This is a genomic window from Pseudomonas sp. WPR_5_2, from assembly GCF_003634475.1.
Taxonomy (GTDB): Bacteria; Pseudomonadota; Gammaproteobacteria; order Pseudomonadales; family Pseudomonadaceae; genus Aquipseudomonas; species Aquipseudomonas izuensis.
In genome coordinates, this window is the sequence record NZ_RBLA01000001.1 from 1,097,435 (window position 1) to 1,118,123 (window position 20,689).

The 20,689-nt window shown below is 61.8% G+C and carries 20 protein-coding genes; 17 read left to right on the forward strand and 3 right to left on the reverse strand.

Translation table 11 applies throughout. The features are described 5' to 3' along the window. Positions 1-90 precede the first annotated feature (90 nt). From BJ917_RS04910 to BJ917_RS04980, 14 genes are all read left to right on the forward strand, one after another. On the forward strand, positions 91-870 hold the full coding sequence (locus tag BJ917_RS04910) for an enoyl-CoA hydratase-related protein (RefSeq protein ID WP_121102324.1): 780 nt from the start codon (positions 91-93) through the stop codon (positions 868-870). A gap of 1 nt (position 871) precedes the next feature. Further along, a complete protein-coding gene (locus BJ917_RS04915; RefSeq protein ID WP_121102326.1) occupies positions 872-2,080 on the forward strand; it encodes a CaiB/BaiF CoA-transferase family protein in 1,209 nt (402 codons plus the stop codon). Positions 2,081-2,225: 145 nt separating this feature from the next. After that, positions 2,226-3,272: a TRAP transporter substrate-binding protein gene (locus tag BJ917_RS04925; RefSeq protein ID WP_096510560.1), complete on the forward strand. Its 1,047-nt coding sequence runs from the start codon at positions 2,226-2,228 to the stop codon at positions 3,270-3,272. Between the two features lie 15 nt (positions 3,273-3,287). Next, on the forward strand, positions 3,288-5,183 hold the full coding sequence (locus BJ917_RS04930) for a TRAP transporter large permease subunit (protein ID WP_096510559.1): 1,896 nt from the start codon (positions 3,288-3,290) through the stop codon (positions 5,181-5,183). A 67-nt stretch (positions 5,184-5,250) separates the two neighbouring features. Beyond that, positions 5,251-5,709 carry a thioesterase family protein gene (locus BJ917_RS04935; protein ID WP_096510558.1) on the forward strand — a complete coding sequence of 153 codons (459 nt, stop codon included), beginning with the start codon at positions 5,251-5,253 and terminating at the stop codon, positions 5,707-5,709. A 10-nt stretch (positions 5,710-5,719) separates the two neighbouring features. Continuing rightward, positions 5,720-6,679, forward strand: coding sequence for an amidohydrolase (locus BJ917_RS04940; protein ID WP_121102328.1), 960 nt, complete (start codon positions 5,720-5,722; stop codon positions 6,677-6,679). After that, entirely contained in the window at positions 6,672-7,631 is a 960-nt protein-coding gene (locus BJ917_RS04945) for an amidohydrolase (RefSeq protein ID WP_121102330.1), read from the forward strand. Before BJ917_RS04940 ends, BJ917_RS04945 begins: the two co-directional genes overlap by 8 nt. 20 nt (positions 7,632-7,651) lie before the next feature. Next, positions 7,652-9,229 (forward strand): aldehyde dehydrogenase (NADP(+)), encoded by a 1,578-nt coding sequence (locus BJ917_RS04950; protein WP_121102332.1) that lies wholly within the window; start codon positions 7,652-7,654, stop codon positions 9,227-9,229. 123 nt (positions 9,230-9,352) lie between these two features. After that, entirely contained in the window at positions 9,353-9,925 is a 573-nt protein-coding gene (locus tag BJ917_RS04955) for a PPC domain-containing DNA-binding protein (protein WP_121102334.1), read from the forward strand. 72 nt (positions 9,926-9,997) lie between these two features. Continuing rightward, the gene (locus BJ917_RS04960; RefSeq protein ID WP_121102336.1) at positions 9,998-11,305 is read left to right on the forward strand and encodes an OprD family porin; all 1,308 of its coding nucleotides are present in this window, start codon (positions 9,998-10,000) and stop codon (positions 11,303-11,305) included. A gap of 249 nt (positions 11,306-11,554) precedes the next feature. Continuing rightward, complete coding sequence (locus BJ917_RS31965; protein ID WP_172901595.1) at positions 11,555-11,701, forward strand: hypothetical protein; 147 nt, start codon at positions 11,555-11,557, stop codon at positions 11,699-11,701. 232 nt (positions 11,702-11,933) lie between these two features. Then, positions 11,934-13,247, forward strand: a complete 1,314-nt coding sequence (locus tag BJ917_RS04970; protein ID WP_121102338.1) for a C4-dicarboxylate transporter DctA — start codon at positions 11,934-11,936, stop codon at positions 13,245-13,247. Between the two features lie 54 nt (positions 13,248-13,301). Then, positions 13,302-14,006, forward strand: a complete 705-nt coding sequence (locus tag BJ917_RS04975; protein WP_121102340.1) for a FadR/GntR family transcriptional regulator — start codon at positions 13,302-13,304, stop codon at positions 14,004-14,006. Between the two features lie 25 nt (positions 14,007-14,031). Further along, the gene (locus BJ917_RS04980) at positions 14,032-14,715 is read left to right on the forward strand and encodes a GntR family transcriptional regulator (protein WP_121102342.1); all 684 of its coding nucleotides are present in this window, start codon (positions 14,032-14,034) and stop codon (positions 14,713-14,715) included. 130 nt (positions 14,716-14,845) lie between these two features. Here the strand turns inward: BJ917_RS04980 and BJ917_RS04985 are convergent, their stop codons facing one another. Beyond that, a complete protein-coding gene (locus BJ917_RS04985; RefSeq protein WP_096510549.1) occupies positions 14,846-15,043 on the reverse strand; it encodes a YbdD/YjiX family protein in 198 nt (65 codons plus the stop codon). A 14-nt stretch (positions 15,044-15,057) separates the two neighbouring features. Beyond that, entirely contained in the window at positions 15,058-17,115 is a 2,058-nt protein-coding gene (locus tag BJ917_RS04990; protein WP_121102344.1) for a carbon starvation CstA family protein, read from the reverse strand. Between the two features lie 385 nt (positions 17,116-17,500). On the opposite strand from BJ917_RS04990, the gene BJ917_RS04995 reads away from it, so the two are divergent. The 3 genes from BJ917_RS04995 to BJ917_RS05005 all read left to right on the forward strand — a co-directional run bounded on the left by BJ917_RS04995 (position 17,501) and on the right by BJ917_RS05005 (position 20,115). Beyond that, the gene (locus BJ917_RS04995; protein ID WP_096510547.1) at positions 17,501-18,862 is read left to right on the forward strand and encodes a cache domain-containing protein; all 1,362 of its coding nucleotides are present in this window, start codon (positions 17,501-17,503) and stop codon (positions 18,860-18,862) included. Between the two features lie 33 nt (positions 18,863-18,895). Beyond that, positions 18,896-19,528 (forward strand): response regulator transcription factor, encoded by a 633-nt coding sequence (locus BJ917_RS05000; protein ID WP_096510546.1) that lies wholly within the window; start codon positions 18,896-18,898, stop codon positions 19,526-19,528. A 221-nt stretch (positions 19,529-19,749) separates the two neighbouring features. Then, complete coding sequence (locus BJ917_RS05005) at positions 19,750-20,115, forward strand: hypothetical protein (RefSeq protein ID WP_121102346.1); 366 nt, start codon at positions 19,750-19,752, stop codon at positions 20,113-20,115. Between the two features lie 98 nt (positions 20,116-20,213). On the opposite strand, the gene BJ917_RS05010 is transcribed toward BJ917_RS05005, so the two are convergent. Further along, positions 20,214-20,429: a molybdopterin-binding protein gene (locus BJ917_RS05010; RefSeq protein WP_007904463.1), complete on the reverse strand. Its 216-nt coding sequence runs from the start codon at positions 20,427-20,429 to the stop codon at positions 20,214-20,216. Between the last annotated feature and the right edge of the window lie 260 nt (positions 20,430-20,689).

Consider the following 20,689-nt stretch of genomic DNA (forward strand, 5'->3'; position numbering starts at 1 on the left):
CGCCGCACCCTGCTTTCCAACAATAAAAATTCAGGAGGCCGCCAAGTCGCCGCAATCACGCTTTCGTGGTGCGGCGATGGCAGAACAACCATGAAGCCCACCGTCCTTTTCGAACGGCAAGACAGCCTTGCCATTGTCACCCTCAGCAACCCGGGAAAAATGAACGCCCTCAACCTGTCGATGTGGCAGGACCTGGGGGATGTCATGAGCGAACTGTCCGCCGACCCGAGCGTGCGCTGCGTGGTGTTGCGCGGTGAAGGCGAACAGGCCTTTGCCGCCGGCGCCGACGTCGGCGAGTTTCCGACCGTGCGCGCCAATCCCTCTCAAGCCCGCGTATATGCCGAAATCACCTCGGCGGCGATGCGTGCGGTTGCCGACTGCCGGCACCCGGTAATCGCGATGATCCACGGCGTCTGCGTCGGTGGCGGGCTGGAGATTGCGGCGCTGTGCGACCTGCGTATCTGCGGCACGTCCAGCCGTTTCGGTGCGCCGGTCGGCAAGCTGGGCCTGGTCATGTCCTATGACGAAATGGCCGGACTGGTGGCGCTGGCCGGGCGTTCGACCACCCTGGAAATCCTCCTCGAAGGGCGCATCCTCGATGCCCAGGATGCCTACGTGAAAAACCTCGTGACCCGGGTCGTCGCCGATGCCGAAGTCGAAAGCGAAACCCTCGCCACCGCCCGACGCATCGCCAATGGCGCACCGCTGGTTGCCCGCTGGCACCGCCAGGCCGCGCGCCAGCTCGAAGCCGGTCACGCGCCTACTGCCGCGCAGATCGACCACAGCTATTTCTGCTACGACACCGACGACTTTCAGATCGGTCTCAACGCGTTCATCGCGAAAGCCAAACCACAATTCGAGGGTAAATAACATGGGACCGTTGACAGGCATGCGCGTAGTAGAACTGGCTCACATCATGTCCGGGCCAGTGTGCGGCATGATGCTGGCCGACATGGGGGCCGACGTAGTCAAGGTCGAGAAAGTGCCCGACGGCGATGACTCCCGGCGCTTCTCGCCGATCATGGCCAGCGGCGAGTCCGCCTCGTTCATGGTGGTCAACCGCAACAAGCGCGGCATCGGCCTGAACCTGAAGACCGACGGCGGTCGCGATGTGCTGCGCCGCCTGCTGATGGACGCCGATGTGGTCACCGAAAACTACCGCGCCGGGACCATGGAGAAGTTCGGCCTGGGTTACGACACCCTGAAAACCCTGAACCCGGGGCTGATCTACTGCGCGATCTCCGGTTACGGCCGCAGCGGCCCGTTCGGCGACAAGGGCGGTTTCGACCTGATCGCCCAAGGCATGAGCGGCATGATGAGCATGACCGGTGAAGCCGGGCGTGAGCCGGTCAAGGCCGGTTCGCCGGTGGCCGACATCAACTCCGGTATCCTCGCCGCCCTCGGCATCTGCGCCGCCTTCGCCGCCAAACAGAAAACCGGGTTGGGGCAAATGGTCGACACCTCGCTGTTCGAGGCCGGTCTGCAACAGATGTTCTGGCCGGCGGCGGCGTACTTTGCCGATGGCACCATCCTGCCGAAAATGGGCTCGGCCAACTCCACCAGCGCGCCGTATCAGGTGTTCCGCACCGCCGACGGCTGGATCAACATCGGCGCCGCCAACCAGGCCAACTACGAACGCCTGGTCGAAGCCCTCGCGGTCCCGCAACTCAAGGCCGACCCGCGCTTCGCCAGCAACGCCCTGCGCATGGAGCATCGCCTGGCCCTGGTGGAAATCCTCAACGAAGTGCTGGTGGCCCGCACCACCGATGAATGGATGGTGCTGTTCGACAGCCTCGGCCTGCCCGCCGGACCGGTCCTGGACATCGCCGCCGCCCTCGCCCACCCGCAAACCCAGGCCCGGGGCATGGTGGTGGAAACCCAACACCCGACCGAAGGCCGCGTGCGCGGCATGGGCCTGCCGATTCACTTTTCCGACATGGACAACGCCCCGCCACAAACCAGCCGCCCGGCGCCGCTGCTTGGTGAACACACCCGCGAGGTACTGAAAGAAAGCGGCTACGCCGAAGACGAAATCGACGACCTGATTCGCAGCAAGGCGGTGCTGGCACTCGCATCCTGAACCGCCGAATCGAGACCTGTGGGAGCGAGCCTGCTCGCGAATGCGGTGTGTCATTCAGCATAAATGTTGACTGACCCGGCCCCATCGCGAGCAGGCTCGCTCCCACAAAAACTAGAACAACAACAAAAACAAAAAGGTGAACAACATGAGCCGTATCTTGACCGAAGCCGTCAGCCGCCGATCTTTCCTGGTCGGTGCCGGCGTCACCGTTGGCGGTGCATTCGCCGCCAGCCTGCTGCCCACCAGCGGCGTGTTTGCCGCCACCAAACCCATCGTGTTGCGCTACAGCAGCAGCCTGCCCGACACCCACCCGCTGAACAAACAGATGAAGGCCGCGTCCGAGGCGATCAAGGCCGAAACCAATGGCGCCGTGGACCTGCAGGTGTATGCCAACGCCTCCATGGGCGGCGACACCGACATGCTGTCCCAGGTCCGTGCCGGCGCGGTGGACTTCATTCCCCTGCCCGGTGCGATTCTCTCGACCCTGGTCCCGGCGATGTCCATCGAGAGCATGCCGTTCGCCTTCAAGGACTACGAGAGTGTCTGGGCCGCGCTGGACGGCAAACTGGGCGAGTACGTGCGCGCCCAGACCACCAAGGTCGGGCTGATTCCGATGGAGAAAGTCTGGAACAACGGCTTCCGCCAGATCACCAGTTCGACCCGTCCTATCAACACCCCCGAAGACCTCGCCGGCTTCAAGTTGCGCGTGCTGGTCAGCCCGTTGTGGACCTCGATGTTCAGCGCACTGGGCGCCGCCCCCACCGGCATCAGCATCAACGAAACCTACTCGGCGTTGCAGACCAAGGTTGTCGACGGCCAGGAAAACCCGCTGGTGGTGGTCGAGTCAGCGCGCTTCTATGAAGTGCAGAAATACTGCTCCCTGACCGACCACATCTGGGGCGGTTTCTGGATCCTCGGCTCCGGCAAGACCTTCCCGAAACTGCCCCAGGATGTGCAGGAAATCGTCTCCCGGCAGATCAACGCCGCCGCCCTGGTCCAGCGCCAGCAAGTGATCGACCTCAACGCCAGCCTGGAACCGTCGCTGACTGCCCACGGCATTACCTTCAACAAGGTCGACCGTTCGCTGTTCCGCGCCGACCTGCAGAAGAAAGGTTTCTACACCCAGTGGAAACAGAAGTACGGCGACGAAGCCTGGAACCTGCTTGAGCAGTACGCGGGTCAATTGTCCTGAGCCGGAGACACAGTCATGAAAAACCCGATACCGATGACGGACGTTTCCCCTGCTGAACGACTCAGCCCACGCCACACCGCACTGCGCCTTGGCCGTACCCTCGACACCGCCCTGCGTTGGGCGACCGAGGGCAGCGCCGCGTTGCTGGTGACCCTGGAAGTCACCTTGCTGTTCTGCAACGTGTTCTCCCGTTACGTGCTCAACCAGCCGATTGTCTGGGGCGACGAAATGGCGTCGCTGCTGTTCCTGTGGCTGGCGATGCTCGGCTCGGTGGTGGCGATGCGACGCGGCGAGCACATGCGCCTGACCTCGTTCATCGCCCGCCTGCCGGCGGAAAAACGCGCCTTCGTCGACACCTTCGGCGCGGTGATCGTCATCACCTTTATCGTGATGCTGTTCTCGCCGGCCTGGGAGTTCGTCAGCGATGAATGGATCATCACCACCGCTGCCCTGGAAATCCCCAACGCCTTTCGCGTGTCGGCCATTGCCGTCGGCCTGAGTCTGATGCTGCTGACCTGCGTGGCGCGGCTGTTGACCAGCGCACGGCTGATCGACTTCACCGTGTCGGTGGCGATGCTCGGTTCGCTGGCAGCGCTACTATGGGCCGGTGAAGCCACCCTGCTGCTGATGGGCAACTGGAACCTGATCGTGTTCTTCATGATCGGCGTGATGGGCATGATCGTCATTGGCGTGCCGATCATGGTCGCGTTTGGCCTGGCCACCGTGGCGTACCTGTCGACCATGACCAGCACACCGCTGACCCTGGTGGTGGGCCGCATGGACGAAGGCATGGCCAGCCTGATCCTGCTGGCGATTCCATTGTTCGTGTTCCTCGGCGCATTGATCGAGGCCATGGGCATGGCGCGGGCGATGATCCGCTTCCTGTGCTCGTTGATCGGCCATGTCCGTGGCGGCCTGTCGTACGTATTGATCGGTGCAATCTACCTGATCTCCGGGATTTCCGGCTCGAAGGCGGCCGACATGGCGGCCATTGCACCGGCGCTGTTTCCGGAAATGAAGAAACGCGGCGAGGATGAAAACGAACTGGTGGCGATGCTCAATGCCTCCGGAGCAATGTCGGAAACCATCCCGCCGAGCCTGGTGTTGATTACCATCGGTTCGGTCACCGGCGTGTCGATTTCCGCGCTGTTCACCGGCGGTTTCATGCCGGCGGTGGTGGGTGCGATTGCCATGGCCGTGGTGATCTGGTGGAAAAACCGCAAAGGCGAGGCCTCTACCGGCAAACGCGCCTCGGGCAAGGAAATCGGCCATTCGCTGCTGGTCGCCCTGCCGGCCCTGGCCCTGCCCTTCGTGATCCGCACCGCGGTGGTCGAAGGCGTCGCCACCGCCACCGAAGTGGCCGCCATAGGCGTGGCCTACACCTTTATCGTCGGCTTGCTGTGCTACCGCTGCTTTGACTGGAAACGCCTGTACCCGATCCTGGTCAGCACCGCGTCGCTGTCCGGCGCGATCCTGATCATCATCGGCAGCGCCACGGCCATGGCCTGGGCCTTGACCCAGTCGGGGTTCTCTCATCAGTTGGCGCAGGTGATGTCCACCGTGCCCGGGGGCGCACTGGGCTTCCTGATCATCTCCGCCGTGGCGTTCATTCTGCTCGGCAGTTTCCTGGAAGGCATCCCGGCCATCGTGCTGTTCGGGCCGCTGCTGTTCCCGATTGCCAGGGCCATGGGCATCAATGATGTGCACTACGCCATGGTCGCGATCTTCGCCATGGGCCTGGGCCTGTTCGCGCCACCGTTCGGCGTGGGGTTCTATGCCGCCTGCGCCATTGCCAAGGTCGACCCCAGCGGCGCCATGCGTCGGGTCTGGCCGTACCTCGGTGCGCTGGTCGTAGCGCTGGGGGTGCTGATCGCCGTGCCCTGGATTTCCATCGGTTTCCTGCCGTCCTGAATCACCTTTTGACACTCCTGCCGGTGGTCGCGATCTCGACTGCCGGCACTCAAACACGAGGTTGCTTATGAATTTCTCCACACTGGAAAGCGGCGCCACCACCGAACGCCGGCTGATCGTCGACTCGCCGCGCACCATCTCGTTTCTCGGCGAGGACTTGCGCATCTACGCCACCCCGCGCCTGGTGGATGACATCGAACAGACCTGCCTGGACTACCTGCTGACCTTCCTCGACGACGGCGAAAACACCGTGGGCGCGGCGGTCGATATCCGCCACGTCGGCGCGACCTTGCTGGGCATGTCAGTGAGCATCGTCGCCACCGTCACCCGCATTGAAGGCCGCAGCGTCACCTTCAATGTCGAAGTGCGCGATGACGTGGAACTGGTGGCGACGGCGGCGCACACGCGGGTGGTGGTCAATGTTGCCAAGCTGCGCAGCCGCGTCCAGGCCAAGGCCCTGGCGGTGGAGGCCGGCGACGTCGATGACGACGCGCTCAGCCCTGCACGCCTCACTGCGTCACGCTGAGTACGTTGCCATGATCACCCTGCACGAACGCAACGGCTTGCCCAACCTCGCGGCCGGGGATGCGCTGCCGATGGTCGATGCCCACCATCACTTGTGGGACCTCGGCAGCGGCCGCTATCCCTGGCTGCAAGATGAGTATCACGAGGATTTTTTTCTCGGTGATTACCACTCCCTGTGTCACGACTTCTTGCCCGAGCATTTTCTCGCGTTGACCCAAAACCAGCGCTTGATCGGCACCGTACATGTCGAGGCCGAGCGCGCCCGTGACGAGCAGGTGGCCGAAACCCGCTGGCTGGAACAGGTGAACGCCCGCTACGGTTTTCCCAATGCCATCGTCGCCCACGCCTGGTTCGATCGCGAAGACAGCGCCGAGATTCTCGCCGCCCAGGCCGCCCGGCCGTTGGTGAAAGGCATCCGCTCCAAGCCGTTGACTTCGGCCTCGCCGGACGTCTCGATAGCCGGAGCCCCCGGCACGATGCAGGACCCCAAGTGGCTGGAAGGCTTTGCCCTGCTGGAGCGGCACGACTTGTCCTGGGACCTGCGCGTGCCGCCGTGGCATCTGGTGGAAGCCGCGCAAGTGGCGGCGATGTTTCCGCGGATCCGCATTGCCCTCAACCACACCGGCTTCGCCTGGGACCGCAGCCCTGAAGGCATGGCGCGCTGGCGCAAGGGCCTGGAAGCCCTGGCCACGCAACCCAACGTGCACATCAAGCTCTCGGAGTTCGGCCTCAAGGATTCGCCGTGGCGCCTTGATGACAACCGCATCGTAGTGCTCACCGCGCTGGAGATCTTCGGCGCCGGGCGCTGCATGTTCGCCAGCAACTTCCCGGTGGCTGGCCTGCGCGCCTCCTACGACACCCTCGCCGATGGCGTGGCCGCGATGCTCGCGCCCTTGGGTCGTAGCGTTCAGGAAGCGGTGTTCGCCGGCAATGCCCAACGTTTCTATCGCCTGGAGAACGCCCATGGATGAGCAGCGCAACATTGACTGGCGCGCACGTTTCCTCGCCAGTGGCCTTGATGCCGACTTGCCTATCGTCGACGCGCACCAGCACTACTTCGACATCGACGCCCATTACTACCCGTGGCTGAACGACCGCCCGTTGCGCCCGTTTCGCTATGGCGACTACTCGTCGATCTGCCGCAACTTCCTGCCCTCGGACTATCGCCGTCTGACCGGCGCTCACCGGATCGTCCAGACCGTGCTGATCGAGGGCGAGTGGGACCCGGCGACACCGCTGGATGAAGTGCGCTTTGTCGAGTCGCTGGCCGAGCATGAACCGACCCTGGCCGCCATGGTGGCCCAGGCCTGGCTGGACCGCGAAGACGCACCCGACCTGTTGCGCCAGTACGCCCGACACCCGCTGGTGCGCGGCATACGCCACAAGCCTACGGTCACCCGCCATGAAGCCTGGCGCGAAGATTTCGCCGCGCCCGGTTCCATGCGCGATCCCCGTTGGCGGGACGGCTACGCCCTGTTGGCGGACAACGGCCTGCACTTCGAGTTGCAGGCGCCCTGGTGGCACCTGCCGGAAGCGGCCGAGCTGGCCAGGGACTTTCCCGACGTGACTATTGTGGTCAATCACACGGCGTTGCCGTCGGATCGTTCCGAACAAGGTCTGGCGGGTTGGCGCAGCAACCTTGAACAGCTGGCCCGGGAGCCAAACGTGGCGCTGAAGATTTCCGGCATTTGCATTCCCGGCGAGCCATGGCCCGTCGAAGCGAACCGCGTGGTGGTCAATGACGCGATTTCGATTGTCGGCGTCGACCGCTGTGCGTTTGCCACCAATTACCCGGTCGATGGCGTGGTCAACGGCATGAGCGAGATTCTCGACGGCTTCAAGACCATCGTCCGCGACCGCCCCCTCACCGATCGACTGGCGTTGTTCCATGACAACGCCCGCCGCCTCTACCGACTCATTTGAACAGCCCTTCAGGAGTTCCCATGTTTGAAGTTTCAGGCCACAACTACATCGCCGGCACCCGTTCCGCCAATGGCAGCGTCACCCTGCAAAGCTTTGATGCCAGCACCGGCGAAGCGCTGCCGTATCGCTTCCACGCGGCGACCGTGGAGGAAGTGAATGCCGCCGCCGAAGCGGCTGCCAGTGCCTTCCCGACCTTCCGTCATCTGTCGGCCGAACGCCGCGCCGAATTCCTCCATGCGGTCGCCGCTGAACTGGACGCGCTGGATGACGCCTTCGTCGCCCTGGTCTGCCGGGAAACCGCCCTGCCCGCCGGGCGCATTCAAGGCGAACGGGCGCGCACCAGCGGCCAGATGCGCTTGTTCGCCAAGACCCTGCGTCGCGGCGATTTCCACGGCGCGCGCATCGACCGTGCGTTGCCAGAGCGCCAACCCCTTTCCCGCCCTGACCTGCGCCAATACCGCACCGGCCTGGGTCCGGTCGCGGTGTTTGGCGCCAGCAACTTCCCGCTGGCCTTCTCCACCGCCGGCGGCGATACCGCCGCGGCCTTCGCCGCCGGTTGCCCGGTGGTGTTCAAGGCCCACAGCGGCCACATGGCGACCGCCGACTGCGTGGCCGGCGCGATCCTGCGCGCCGCCGAGCAGACCGGCATGCCCAAGGGCGTGTTCAACATGCTCTACGGCAGCGTCGGTGAAGCACTGGTCAAGCATCCGGCGATTCAGGCCGTGGGCTTCACCGGCTCGTTGCGCGGTGGCCGGGCGCTGTGCGACATGGCGGCGGCCCGTCCGCAGCCGATCCCGGTGTTCGCCGAGATGAGCAGCATCAACCCGGTGCTGCTGATGCCCGGAGCCCTCAAGGCACGCGGCGACAAGATCGCTGCAGATTTGGCCGCTTCGGTGGTGCTGGGTGCCGGGCAGTTCTGCACCAATCCGGGTCTGGTGCTGGGTATTCGCTCGCCGGAGTTCTCGGCATTCCTCGAACGCTTTGCCGCCGTGATGGCCGAGCAACCGGCGCAAACCATGCTCAACAGCGGCGCGCTGAAAAGCTACTGCCACGGCCTGGAAAACCTCGGTGCTCATCCAGGCATGACCCGCCTGGCGGGCGCCGAACAACAGGGCAACCAGGCGCGACCGCAACTGTTCAAGGCCGATGTCAGCCTGCTGATCAACGGCGACGAACTGTTGCAGGAAGAAGTCTTCGGCCCGACCACCATCGTCGTCGAAGTGGCGAACCACGCCGAGTTGATCCAGGCCCTGCACGGCTTGCGTGGCCAGTTGACCGCGACCCTGATGGTCGAAGACACCGAGCTCGACACCCTCGGCGATGTCCTCGCCCTGCTGGAACAGAAAGTCGGGCGTGTGCTGTTCAACGGCTACCCCACCGGGGTTGAAGTCTGCGATGCCATGGTCCACGGCGGCCCTTACCCGGCCACGTCCGATGCGCGGGGCACGTCGGTGGGAACCCTGGCAATCGACCGCTTCCTGCGCCCGGTGTGCTTCCAGAATTGCCCCGACAGCCTGCTGCCGGACGCCCTGAAAAACGCCAACCCACTGGGCATTGCCCGGTTGCTGGACGGTGTCATGAGTCGCGAAGCGCTGTAAGCCCGCGACCACCCAACGCCCACTGTTAATCCCATGACAGCCGCGCCTGTTCCCACAGGCGCCGGGCATCGCTGCGTCTGAAAAACGCTTCATCCCTACAAAAACAACAACAGAGGAAGTCCCATGCAAGTGCAACGTCAACCGAAACTCCGCTTGTCCAAAGTGATGCTGGCGATCAGTGCCGCCATCCTGATCAGTTCGAGTCTCTCCCAATCGGCCCTGGCCGACACCACGCCCACCGCGACGACTACGCCCATGCAATGCGCAACCGAAGCCACCCCGCGCTACACCAAGACCGCCACCGGCTATCTCATGGTCTTGCGCATGGGTGACAACGCCTTCAAGGAGCTGACCAAACTGGCCATCGCCGAAAAAATCCCCAGTGCCTCGATCAGCGGCATCGGTTTCGGCAACGTGAAGTTCGGCTTCTGGAACAAAGACAAAAAAGACTTCGACGCCAGGGTCTTCAACAGTGTCGAGATGGCCAGCATCACCGGCTCCGTGGCGTGGAAGAACGACCAGCCTTCGATTCATATGCACGGCGTCGCCGGCGACAGCACATTCCAGGCCTATGGTGGCCACATCCTCGACTTCGAGGTCACCACCGGCTCGATGGAAATCACCGTCATCGTGCACCCCCGTCGCCTGGAACGCGGGATCGACCCGTGCATCGGCGCCAACGTGCTGGGTATTTAGCGGATACAGCTGCCTCTCCCACCACCACGGTGGGAGCTCCCCACTTCCAACGATAAAAAACGGGCGATATACATGAGCAGTAAACACATAGCGGCAACCCTGGCGCTGGGCGGCATCGTGCTTGGCGGCCAGGCACAGGCAGACTTCCTGAGTGACAGCAAAGCCACCCTGGGCCTGAAGAATTTCTATTTCAACAACGATAACCGCGACGGCACCGCCGCCCCTTCGAAAACCGAAGAATGGGCGCAAGGTTTCCTGCTGGACTACAAATCGGGCTACACCGATGGCCAGGTCGGTTTCGGCGTCGACGCGCTGGGCCTGATGGGGGTGACGCTGGACAGCGGTAAGGGACGCCACGTCGGCAGCAGCATGATTCCGTCCGACAGCGACAACGGCGCCGTCGATGAGTGGAGTCGCCTGGGCCTGACCGGCAAGGCCAAGGTCTCGAAAACCGAACTGCGCCTGGGCACGCTGATGCCGAAGCTGCCGATCCTGGTGTCGAACGACGGTCGGCTGTTGCCGCAGACCTTCGAAGGCGGCCAGCTGACATCGAGCGAGTTCAAGGACCTGACCCTCATCGGCGGGCGCATCGAGCACGCGACGGGCCGCGGTTCCAGCGATCAGACCGGCCTTGCGGCCACTGGCGGTACCCGGGAGAGCAACCGTTTCGACTTTGCCGGTGGTGACTGGAAAGTGACCAGGGACCTGACCGCGCAGTACTACTACGCCCACTTGGACGACTATTACTCGCAACAGTTTTTCGGCCTGATCCACGTACTGGCAATCGCAGACAATCAATCGCTGAAAACTGACCTGCGTTATTTCAAGACCGATTCGTCGGGTAGAAACAGCAGCGGCACATCCGGCTACCGGATCAGCGGCTACACCCAGGGCAATGACGGCGAAATCGACAACCGCACCTGGAGCGCCGCGCTGATTTACGCCCTGGGTGCCCACGCCTTCACCGCCGGTTACCAGAGTGTGTCCAGCGGCAGCGGTTTCACCCAACTCAACCAGGGCGGCCTGCCGGACAAGGGGGCCGGGGGCGCCAGCCTGTACCTGTACACCGACCGCCTGATCCAGACCTTCACCCGCGCCGGCGAGCGCACTGCGTTCGGCCAATACGCCTACGACTTCGCGGCCCTCGGCCTGCCGGGCCTGAAGGCTTCGGTCATCTACCTGAGCGGCGACAACATCAAGACCACGACCGGTTCGACGCAGAAGGAATGGGAACGGGACATCAGCCTCGACTACGTATTGCAATCCGGCGCGCTCAAGGGGGTAGGATTTGGCTGGCGCAACGGTGAGTCCCACAGCCAGGCATCCCGGGATCAGGACCAGAATCGCTTGATCGTCAGCTACAGCATTCCCCTGCTCTGATTCGACCCGACAAGCAATCCGCAATAATCGTAACTCCCTGTGGGAGCGAGCCTGCTCGCGAAGGCGGCATCACATTCGACATTTCTAGTGCCTGACACACCGCTTTCGCGAGCAGGCTCGCTCCCACAGAACTTACGGTGCTTCGGTTACTCATTCGGAATTGTCATGAAAGCGTACGATAATCAAACCGATTCTCTGCTGGAAGGACGCCGGCGTTCATGAAACGTGTTTGCCGTATGAGGAAACGCCATGTTCCTGAAAGCCCTGATCTACTGGCCACTGCTGGCAGTCGCCATCGTTGCGATCCTCTGTCGCCTGATCCACAAGGCCAAGGTGATTGATCGTGCAGGCAATGATTCGGATCGCCGAGCGCCCTGGATCAATGGCTGGCGATAGTCCCACGACCCTTGCATCGACCTTCGGCCTTCGCGCCGACCTTCCAATGCCGTCTTGACCCACTCAACTGGTCAGACCGGTCATGCCAATTTTTCCATTCCCCCTTGTAATCATCCAAAATCCCAGCCTAAACTGCGCCTGCACTGGACATACCGGTAAGACCACAATAATTAAGTCCTGATGCTGATGCGCGTTGCGCACGGCTGCCAGGACACCGACCAGGATTCCTCCCATGCTCAAATGGTGCTCGCGTTCAATCTTCCTTCAAGTGGTTCTCGGACTGGTGCTCGGCATCGTCTGCGGGCTGACCCTTCCCGAGTATTCCGCCCAGCTCAAACCGCTCGGTGACGGCTTCATAAAACTGATCAAGATGCTCATCGGCCTGATCGTGTTCTGCGTGGTGGTCAGCGGCATCAGCGGCGCCGGCGACTTGAAGAAGGTCGGACGCATCGGCCTCAAATCGGTCATCTACTTCGAAGTGCTGACCACCGTCGCCCTGGTGATAGGCCTGGTGTTCGCCTTCAGTACAGGCATTGGCAGCGGCGCCAACATTCATCTGGAGCAACTGTCCGCCGCCGATATGGGCGACATCGCCCAGCGCAGCCAGCATATGCACACCACCACGCAGTTCCTGATGGACCTGATCCCCACTTCAGTCATCGGTGCGTTCGCCGACAACAACATCCTGCAGGTGCTGCTGTTTTCGGTGCTGTTCGGCAGTGCCCTGAATCTGGTGGGCGAAGCGGCGTCGGGCATTTCACGGCTGATCAATGAGCTCAGCCATGTGATTTTCCGCATCATGGGCATGATCGTGCGCCTGGCGCCGATTGGTGTGTTCGGGGCCATTGCGTTCACCACCAGCAAATATGGCCTGGATTCGCTGCAGCATCTGGGCAGCCTGGTCGGCCTGTTTTACCTGACCTGCGTGGCGTTCGTGTCGTTGATTCTCGGCCTGGTGATGCGTCTGTCCGGCTTGCGGATGTGGCCTTTGCTCAAATACCTGCGCGAGGAATTGCTGATCGTCATGGGCACGGCCTCCTCCGACGCCGTACTGCCGCAAATCATGCGCAAGCTCGAGCATCTGGGCATTGGCAGTTCGACGGTCGGCCTGGTCATTCCAACCGGCTACTCGTTCAACCTGGACGGTTTTTCGATCTACCTGACATTGGCCATTGTGTTCATCGCCAATGCCACCGGCACACCGCTGGCCATGACCGACCTGCTGACCATCCTGCTGGTGTCGCTGATCACGTCCAAAGGCGCCCACGGGATTCCCGGTTCGGCGCTGGTGATTCTGGCGGCGACACTGACGGCCATCCCGGCGATTCCGGTGGTCGGCCTGGTGCTGGTGCTGGCAGTGGACTGGTTCATGGGCATCGGCCGGGCACTGACCAACCTGATCGGCAACTGCGTCGCCACCGTGGCCATCGCCCGCTGGGAAAAAGACATCGATGTCCAGCGGGCAAACAAAGTGCTTTCCGGTCAGGTGGGGTATACCTTCCAGCCGAGAAAACCGGGTGTTCCAGCGCATCAGCAGGAATTTTAAACAGACTGTGCCTGCCCCACGGGCGGGCACATTTATCGCGACTTGGAGCGAACAGTGATTACCTCGTCAACCGTCGTCAATTCAGTGGTAGAAAAACTTCGGGCCGCCCTGGCCCGTGGTCAGTGGCGCTCCGGCGATATGTTGCCGGGCCAGCGTGAACTGGCCGAGCAACTGGGCATCAGCCGCCCGAGCCTGCGCGAAGCGGTGATCGTGCTGGAAACCCTCGGGCTGGTGCGTTCGATGCCGGGCAAAGGCGTGGTGGTGCTGGACGCCAACCTGAGCGACAGCCAAAGCCACGACAGCGCAGTAGCCGGTGCGAGCCTGGAAGATGTTCTGCAACTGCGCTACACCCTCGAGCCGTTTATCGTCGGCCTGGTGGCGCAGTCGATCAGCAGCAAGGAAGTCGGGCAACTGCGCCTGACGCTGATGGACATGCGTGAGGCCCTGGAAGCCGGCGACAGCGAAGCCGGGGTCAACGCCTACATTGCGTTCCACGAAGAGCTGTTCACGCTGACGTCCAATCCGATTTTCCAGAGCGTGGTGCAGCAGACCAGCAATGCCCTCAAGCAAAGCGCCGACGTGTTGCGCAACTCACCCGAACACCTGGCCGAGCGCCTCGACGAAAACGAAGCCGTGGTCCGCGCGATCCGCAGCAAGAACAGCGCCCAGGCCAGTGCCGAGATGCGCCGGCACATTCTGCGCGAAGGCCAGCGGATGGGCATCGAATTGAACATTCCGGACGACAACTTCAGCCGTTGAACCCTCTTGGAACTGGAGACAGGCCATGAACAGCTTCGCGTCACCGCAAACTATTGTTGACCTGCCCTTCCCTTTGCCCGCGGATGATCTTTACTCGCGGGTCCTCGACGCCATCCTCGACCAGCGCCTCCTGCCCGGCAGTCGCTTCACCGAGGACAGCCTGGGACAGATGTTCGGCGCTCGACGCAGTGAAATTCGTAGCGTGCTGACGCGCCTGTCCCATCAGCAAATCGTTATCCTGCGCACCCATCACCGTCCTCGCATCGCGACACCCGATGCCGAACAAACCCGCCAAACGCTGCATGCCCGGCGGTTGACCGAGACCACGCTGGTGCGCCTGGCCTGTCAGCGTCCTCAAGACCTGAAACCCCTGCGCGCAATGATCGAAAACGAACGCCACTGCTGCGAGCGCGGCCAGGCGCTTCGGCTGTCGGGAGCGTTTCATCTGGCGTTGGCGGAGCTGGCGGGGAATGCACCGCTGGTCCATTTTCTGGACAGCCTGGTGCCGCTGACATCCCTGGCGATCGCGCAGTTTGACGCGCAGGTCGAGGGCTATTGCGATTGGCAGGTGCACGAAGGGATGCTCGATGCGATTGAACGTCGAGAGGCGGCGATAGCCGTAACCCTGCTCAATCGACACCTGGATCATCTTGAGGGGATGTTGCTGGACTCCCCCATAGCCCTGCGCCAAAAACGCATTGCCATGTAGGCACAAAAACAACTGTGGGAGCGAGCCTGCTCGCGATAGCGGCCTTACATTCAACATCATTGTTGATTGACAGTCCGTCATCGCGAGCAGGCTCGCTCCCACAGGTACAGCGGTTAATCCGACAGTCGGATCAACAACACTTCGGCCCCGCCTTGCTGCCGTAACGGGCTTCCTGGCGCTCGCGGAAGAACGCCTCGTAGTCCATCACCGGCTTGTCCGGGTGCTTGCTGTGCATGTGCTCGACGTAGTTGTCGTAGTCGGGCATCCCCACCATCAGGCGCGCGGCCTGACCGAGGTACTTGCCGAGGCGACTCAGGTCATTGAACATGCTGCAGTCCTCAATCAGGCCTCAGGCACTGCCTGGAATGGCGCTTCTTTATCCGTGCGCTCCTTGGTGCCCCAGGCGGCGACGCCGACCTTGAGCGCGAAGAACAGGATGCTGAACACCACGAACAGGAACAGCGCGGTCAGGGTGGCGTTGGTGTAGGCGTTGAAAATCACGTGCTGCATCTGCGTGATGTCCTTGGCCGGGGCCAGCACCTGACCGTTAGCCAGGGCATCGCTGTACTTCTTCGCCAGGGCCAGGAAACCAATCGCCGGGTTGGCATCGAACAGCTTGATGAAGCCGGCGGTGGTGGTGCAGATCAGCAGCCACACAGCCGGCAGCAAGGTCACCCAGACATACTGCTGGCGTTTCATTTTGATCAGCACGACCGTGCCGAGCATCAGCGCGATACCGGCCAGCATCTGGTTGGAGATGCCGAACAACGGCCACAAGGTGTTGATGCCGCCCAATGGATCGATCACGCCCTGGTACAGCAGGTAACCCCACATGGCCACGCAACCGGCGGTGGCGATCAGGTTGGCGGTCCAGGACTCGGTGCGTCGCAGTGCCGGCACGAAGGAGCCGAGCAAGTCCTGCAGCATGAAACGTCCGGCACGGGTACCGGCGTCCACCGCGGTCAGGATGAACAGGGCTTCGAACAGGATCGCGAAGTGGTACCAGAACGCCATGGTGTTTTCACCCGGCAGTACGTGGTGCAGGATCTGCGCGATACCGACCGCCAGCGTCGGCGCACCGCCGGCACGGGCCAGGATGGTGGTTTCACCGATGTCATGGGCCACCGCTTGCAGCGCCTCCGGGGTGATCGCAAAACCCCAGCTGCTCACGGTTTGTGCGACAGCCACGGCATCGGCGCCAACCACGGCGGCCGGGCTGTTCATGGCGAAGTACACGCCCGGGTCGATCACCGAGGCCGCAACCATGGCCATGATCGCCACGAAGGATTCCATCAGCATACCGCCGTAACCGATGTAGCGGGCGTGACCTTCGCTGGCCAGCAACTTCGGCGTGGTGCCCGAAGCGATCAACGCGTGGAAACCCGAGACCGCGCCACAGGCGATGGTGATGAAGAGGAACGGGAACAGGCCGCCCTTCCATACCGGGCCGGTGCCATCGATGAACTGGGTCAGGGCCGGCATTTTCAACTCGGGCATGGTCACCAGGATGCCGATGGCCAGGGCGACGATGGTGCCGATTTTCAGGAACGTGGAGAGGTAGTCACGGGGTGCCAGGATCAGCCACACCGGCAATACCGCAGCGACAAAACCGTAGCCGATCAGCATCCAGGTAATCTGAATACCGGTAAAGGTAAAGGCCTTGGCCCATACCGGATCGGCGGCAATCTGCCCGCCCAGCCAGATCGAACCCAGCAGCAGCACCACGCCGATTACGGAGATTTCGCCGATGCGGCCTGGGCGGATGTAGCGCATGTAGACGCCCATGAACATCGCGATCGGGATGGTCGCCATCACCGTAAACATGCCCCACGGGCTATCGGCCAGGGCCTTGACCACGATCAGCGCCAGCACCGCGAGGATGATGATCATGATCAGGAAGCAGCCGAACAACGCGATGGTGCCGGGGATGCGGCCCATTTCCTCACGGACCATGTCACCCAGCGAGCGACCGTTGCGGCGGGTGGACATGAACAGGACCATGAAGTCCTGCACGGCACCGGCCAGCACCACGCCGGCGATCAGCCACAACGTGCCGGGCAGGTAGCCCATCTGCGCCGCCAGCACCGGGCCGACCAGCGGACCCGCACCGGCGATGGCCGCGAAGTGATGACCGAAGAGCACGTGTTTGTTGGTTGGAACGTAGTCCAGACCATCGTTGTTGAGCACAGCGGGGGTCGCTCGATTGGGGTCGAGCTGCATCACTTTATTGGCGATGAACAGGCTGTAGTAACGGTAGGCAACCAGGTAGATGGCGACGGCTGCGACGACGATCCAGAGGGCGTTGATCGCTTCGCCGCGGCGCAGGGCCACGACACTCAGCGCAAACGCTCCCAGAACAGCCACGGCAAACCAGGCGAGGTGTTTAGCCAGACGGGGCATAGAGGGTCTCCTGCCGACAGCCTGTGACTGCGGCGGTAATTTTTATAATTGTGTCCGCGGTGCGGAGCTGGCCCAATATCCGCGCATGCCGTCCACAAATAAATCCGCGTTACTACGTACGTGGCGTCTACGTAGTTCTACGTAGAACACGCTGATCCTTCCTGGAAAATACAAAACCCTGTAGGAGCAAAGCTTGCTCGCGATAGCGGTGTGTCAGTCACCATCATTGTCGAATGACACACCGCCATCGCGAGCAAGCTTTGCTCCTACGGATTTTGGTATGTGCAGGCCACCGGTCATTCCGTCCAGCAGCGCTACAGCGCGGGCGTATGTTTGGCATATGATGCCGGGCCTTCGCCATCCCTCGTTCCGGCCAGGAGCACTGATGCAGCTCAAACACAAGATCGTCGCCCTCGGGATACTGCCGCTGGTGTTGGCCATTGCCGTTATCTGCGCGCTGGTGATTTCCCTGAACCGTCAGTTGGGTGATCAACAGGCGCAGTTGATCGAAGACAGCATTCTGGCGAGCAAACGCGCGGAACTGAAAAACTACGTGGAAATGGCCAAAAGCCTGATCGAGCCACTGTACGACGACGGCCACGGTGACGCGCACGCCCAACAACAGGTGCTGGAGGAACTGCGCAAGCTCAGCTTTGGTATCAACGGCTATTTCTTCGTCTACGACCACGAAGGCCGCAGCCTGATGCACGCGCGGCAGTCGGAGCTGGTGGGCAAATACCTGTGGGACATGAAAGACCCGCACGGTTTGCCGGTGATTCAGGCGTTGCTCAAAAGCGCACAATCGGGCGAAGGCTTTCAACGCTATGCCTGGAACAAACCGTCCTCCGGCCAGGTGACCGACAAACTCGCCTACGTGGTGATGCTGGATCGCTGGGGCTGGATGCTCGGCACCGGCATTTACCTGGAAGACGTTGAACGCGCGACGCAGCAGGCCCGCGCCGAAGTGGCCATGGGCATCCGCAAGACGATGATGGCGATTGCCGTGGTCGCCTTGGTGGCGGTGCTGTTCGTGTTTGCCACCGGCATGACCCTGAACGTCAGCGAACATCGCCTGGCGGACAAGAAATTGCAGCGCCTGACCCAGCGCATCGTCAGCCTGCAAGAGGAAGAGCGCTCGCGGGTTTCCCGTGAGCTGCATGACGGCATCAGCCAGGTGCTGGTGTCGATCAAATTTCAGTTCGAACTGGCCAGCCATGTCCTGGAGAATGGCCAGGACAAGGGCCTGGGTATTTTAAGGGACGCCACCGAACGCCTCGGGGACGCAATTGGCGAGGTTCGCAGCCTGTCCCACGACCTGCGCTCATCCTTGCTCGACACCCTCGGCCTGCAAGCGGCCATCGGCCAACTGGCCGCGGAATTCGAGCAGCGCAGCGGGCTCACGGTGACCTACAACGACAATGAATTCGACTGCCATCTGGTCGATGGCGCAGCGGTGTCATTGTTCCGAATCGTGCAGGAAGGCCTGACCAATATCGAACGTCATGCCCATGCCAAAAACGTTTCCATTACCCTGCACGGTTCTGAAGACAATGTGCGCCTGACCGTGGTCGATGACGGTATCGGTTTCAACGTCGCCCAGGTCGAACGTCGCCACGCGGGGATTGGACTGCGTAATATCCGCGAACGCGTCGAACATTTTGGCGGCCGGTTCGACCTGGTATCGATGCCGGGACGCAGTGAACTGGACGTACTGCTGCCAATGAAACTGCCCGGCGGCAAACGCTGACGCCGTCCAAAACAACAAGAGTGAATGCCTGCCATGAACCTGCCCTCCCCGATCCGCGTCGCTTTGGTCGACGATCACTCCCTGGTCCGTGACGGAATCAAGGCACTGCTGTCCGTCATGGCGCCCCTGGAAGTGGTGGGCGAAGCCGAAAGTGGTGCCGAGGCGATCGAGATGGTCGGGCGCTGCCAGCCGGACCTGCTGCTGGTCGATATCAGCCTGCGGGACATGAACGGCCTGGAGCTGACCCGCGTGCTGCGTGGCCAGTACCCCTCGCTCAAGGTGTTGGTGTTGAGCATGTACGATAACTACGAGTACGTGAGTGAGTCGGTGCGCTCCGGGGCCAGCGGCTATGTGCTGAAGAATGCCCCGTCACGGGAAATCATTGCAGCCATCGAAGCCATCACCAGCGGCGGCACCTTCTACAGCGCCGAAATCGCCCAGCGGCTGATCGCCGACAAAAGCACCGACAACGAGCTGACGCCCCGGGAAAGCCAGGTGCTGTACAAAATGGCCCAGGGCCTGAACAACAAGGAAATGGCCCGGGAACTGGACATCAGTGTGCGCACGGTGGAAACCCATCGCCTGAGCATCCGTCGCAAGCTCAACATCGACAAGCCTGCCGCCCTGGTCAAATACGCCATCGATCACGGGATCATTTCCCGCTGATGCCTCAATACATGTGGGAGCGAGCCTGCTCGCGAATGCGATTTATCAATCAACATTGAGGGTGACAGGCAGACCGCTTTCGCGAGCAGGCTCGCTCCCACAGGTTTCTCCGGGTCATTGACCGCATCAATAGTCACCATTGACTCAATGAAGTTCTCTTAAAAACTGTGCGGCGTAACATCAGCTCCATACCCACCGACAACACCCTGGAGCACACGATCATGAAACGCCAAACCCTCCTCAGCATCGCTTTCTCGATCTTCGCAGTGAACGCTTTCGCCGCGACCTCGGCTCAACCTGTAGTCGCTGAAGGCGGCTCGGATCGTCTGATTGAAAGCCGTGTGGCTGAAGGTGGTTCGGATCGACTGATCGAAAAACGCGCTGTGGCGGCTGATGGCGCCGATCACCTGCAAGGCAACCGCGTCGCTGCCGATGGCTCCGATCACCTGCAAGGCAATCGTGTCGCCGCCGATGGCTCCGATCACCTGCAAGGCAACCGCGTCGCCGCCGATGGCTCCGATCACCTGCAAGGCAACCGCGTCGCCGCCGATGGCTCCGACCACCTGCAAGGCAACCGCGTCGCATAAACCCAACTGCCCTACCGCAGTCCTCCACAAAAAACCCGGCCTGATCAGCCGGGTTTTTTCATAGCTTTTTACCTGGGCGATGTCGTTTCAGCCAAGCCTTAAAGTTTGGCAATCGAGACTTCGGTGGATTTCACAAAGGCAATGACTTCGCTGCCGACCTTCAATTCAAGGTCGCGCACCGAACGGGTAGTAATGACCGAGGTCACGATGCCCGAGGCGGTTTGCACGTCGATTTCGGAGACCACCTCGCCTTCCAGAATTTCCTTGATGACGCCCTTGAACTGGTTGCGCACGTTGATCGCTTTGATGGTCATGATGAGGCTTCCTGTCTGATGTCGAGTACATCCCCATGGATGTGCAGGCCTTCAAAATGAACCGAGCTTACCAAGATTAAAAGGAATATATAATTATCTATTTATACCTTTAAGGAATATCAGTTATCACTCCCAACCCTGTGCGAACCCTCGATACTCAATTTCAGGCAAAAAAAATCCCGGGCAGCTGATGGAAGCCCGGGATTTAAAAATGCATAAACCGTGGTGGTGAACGCGGCGCGAATATTACGGAATATTTC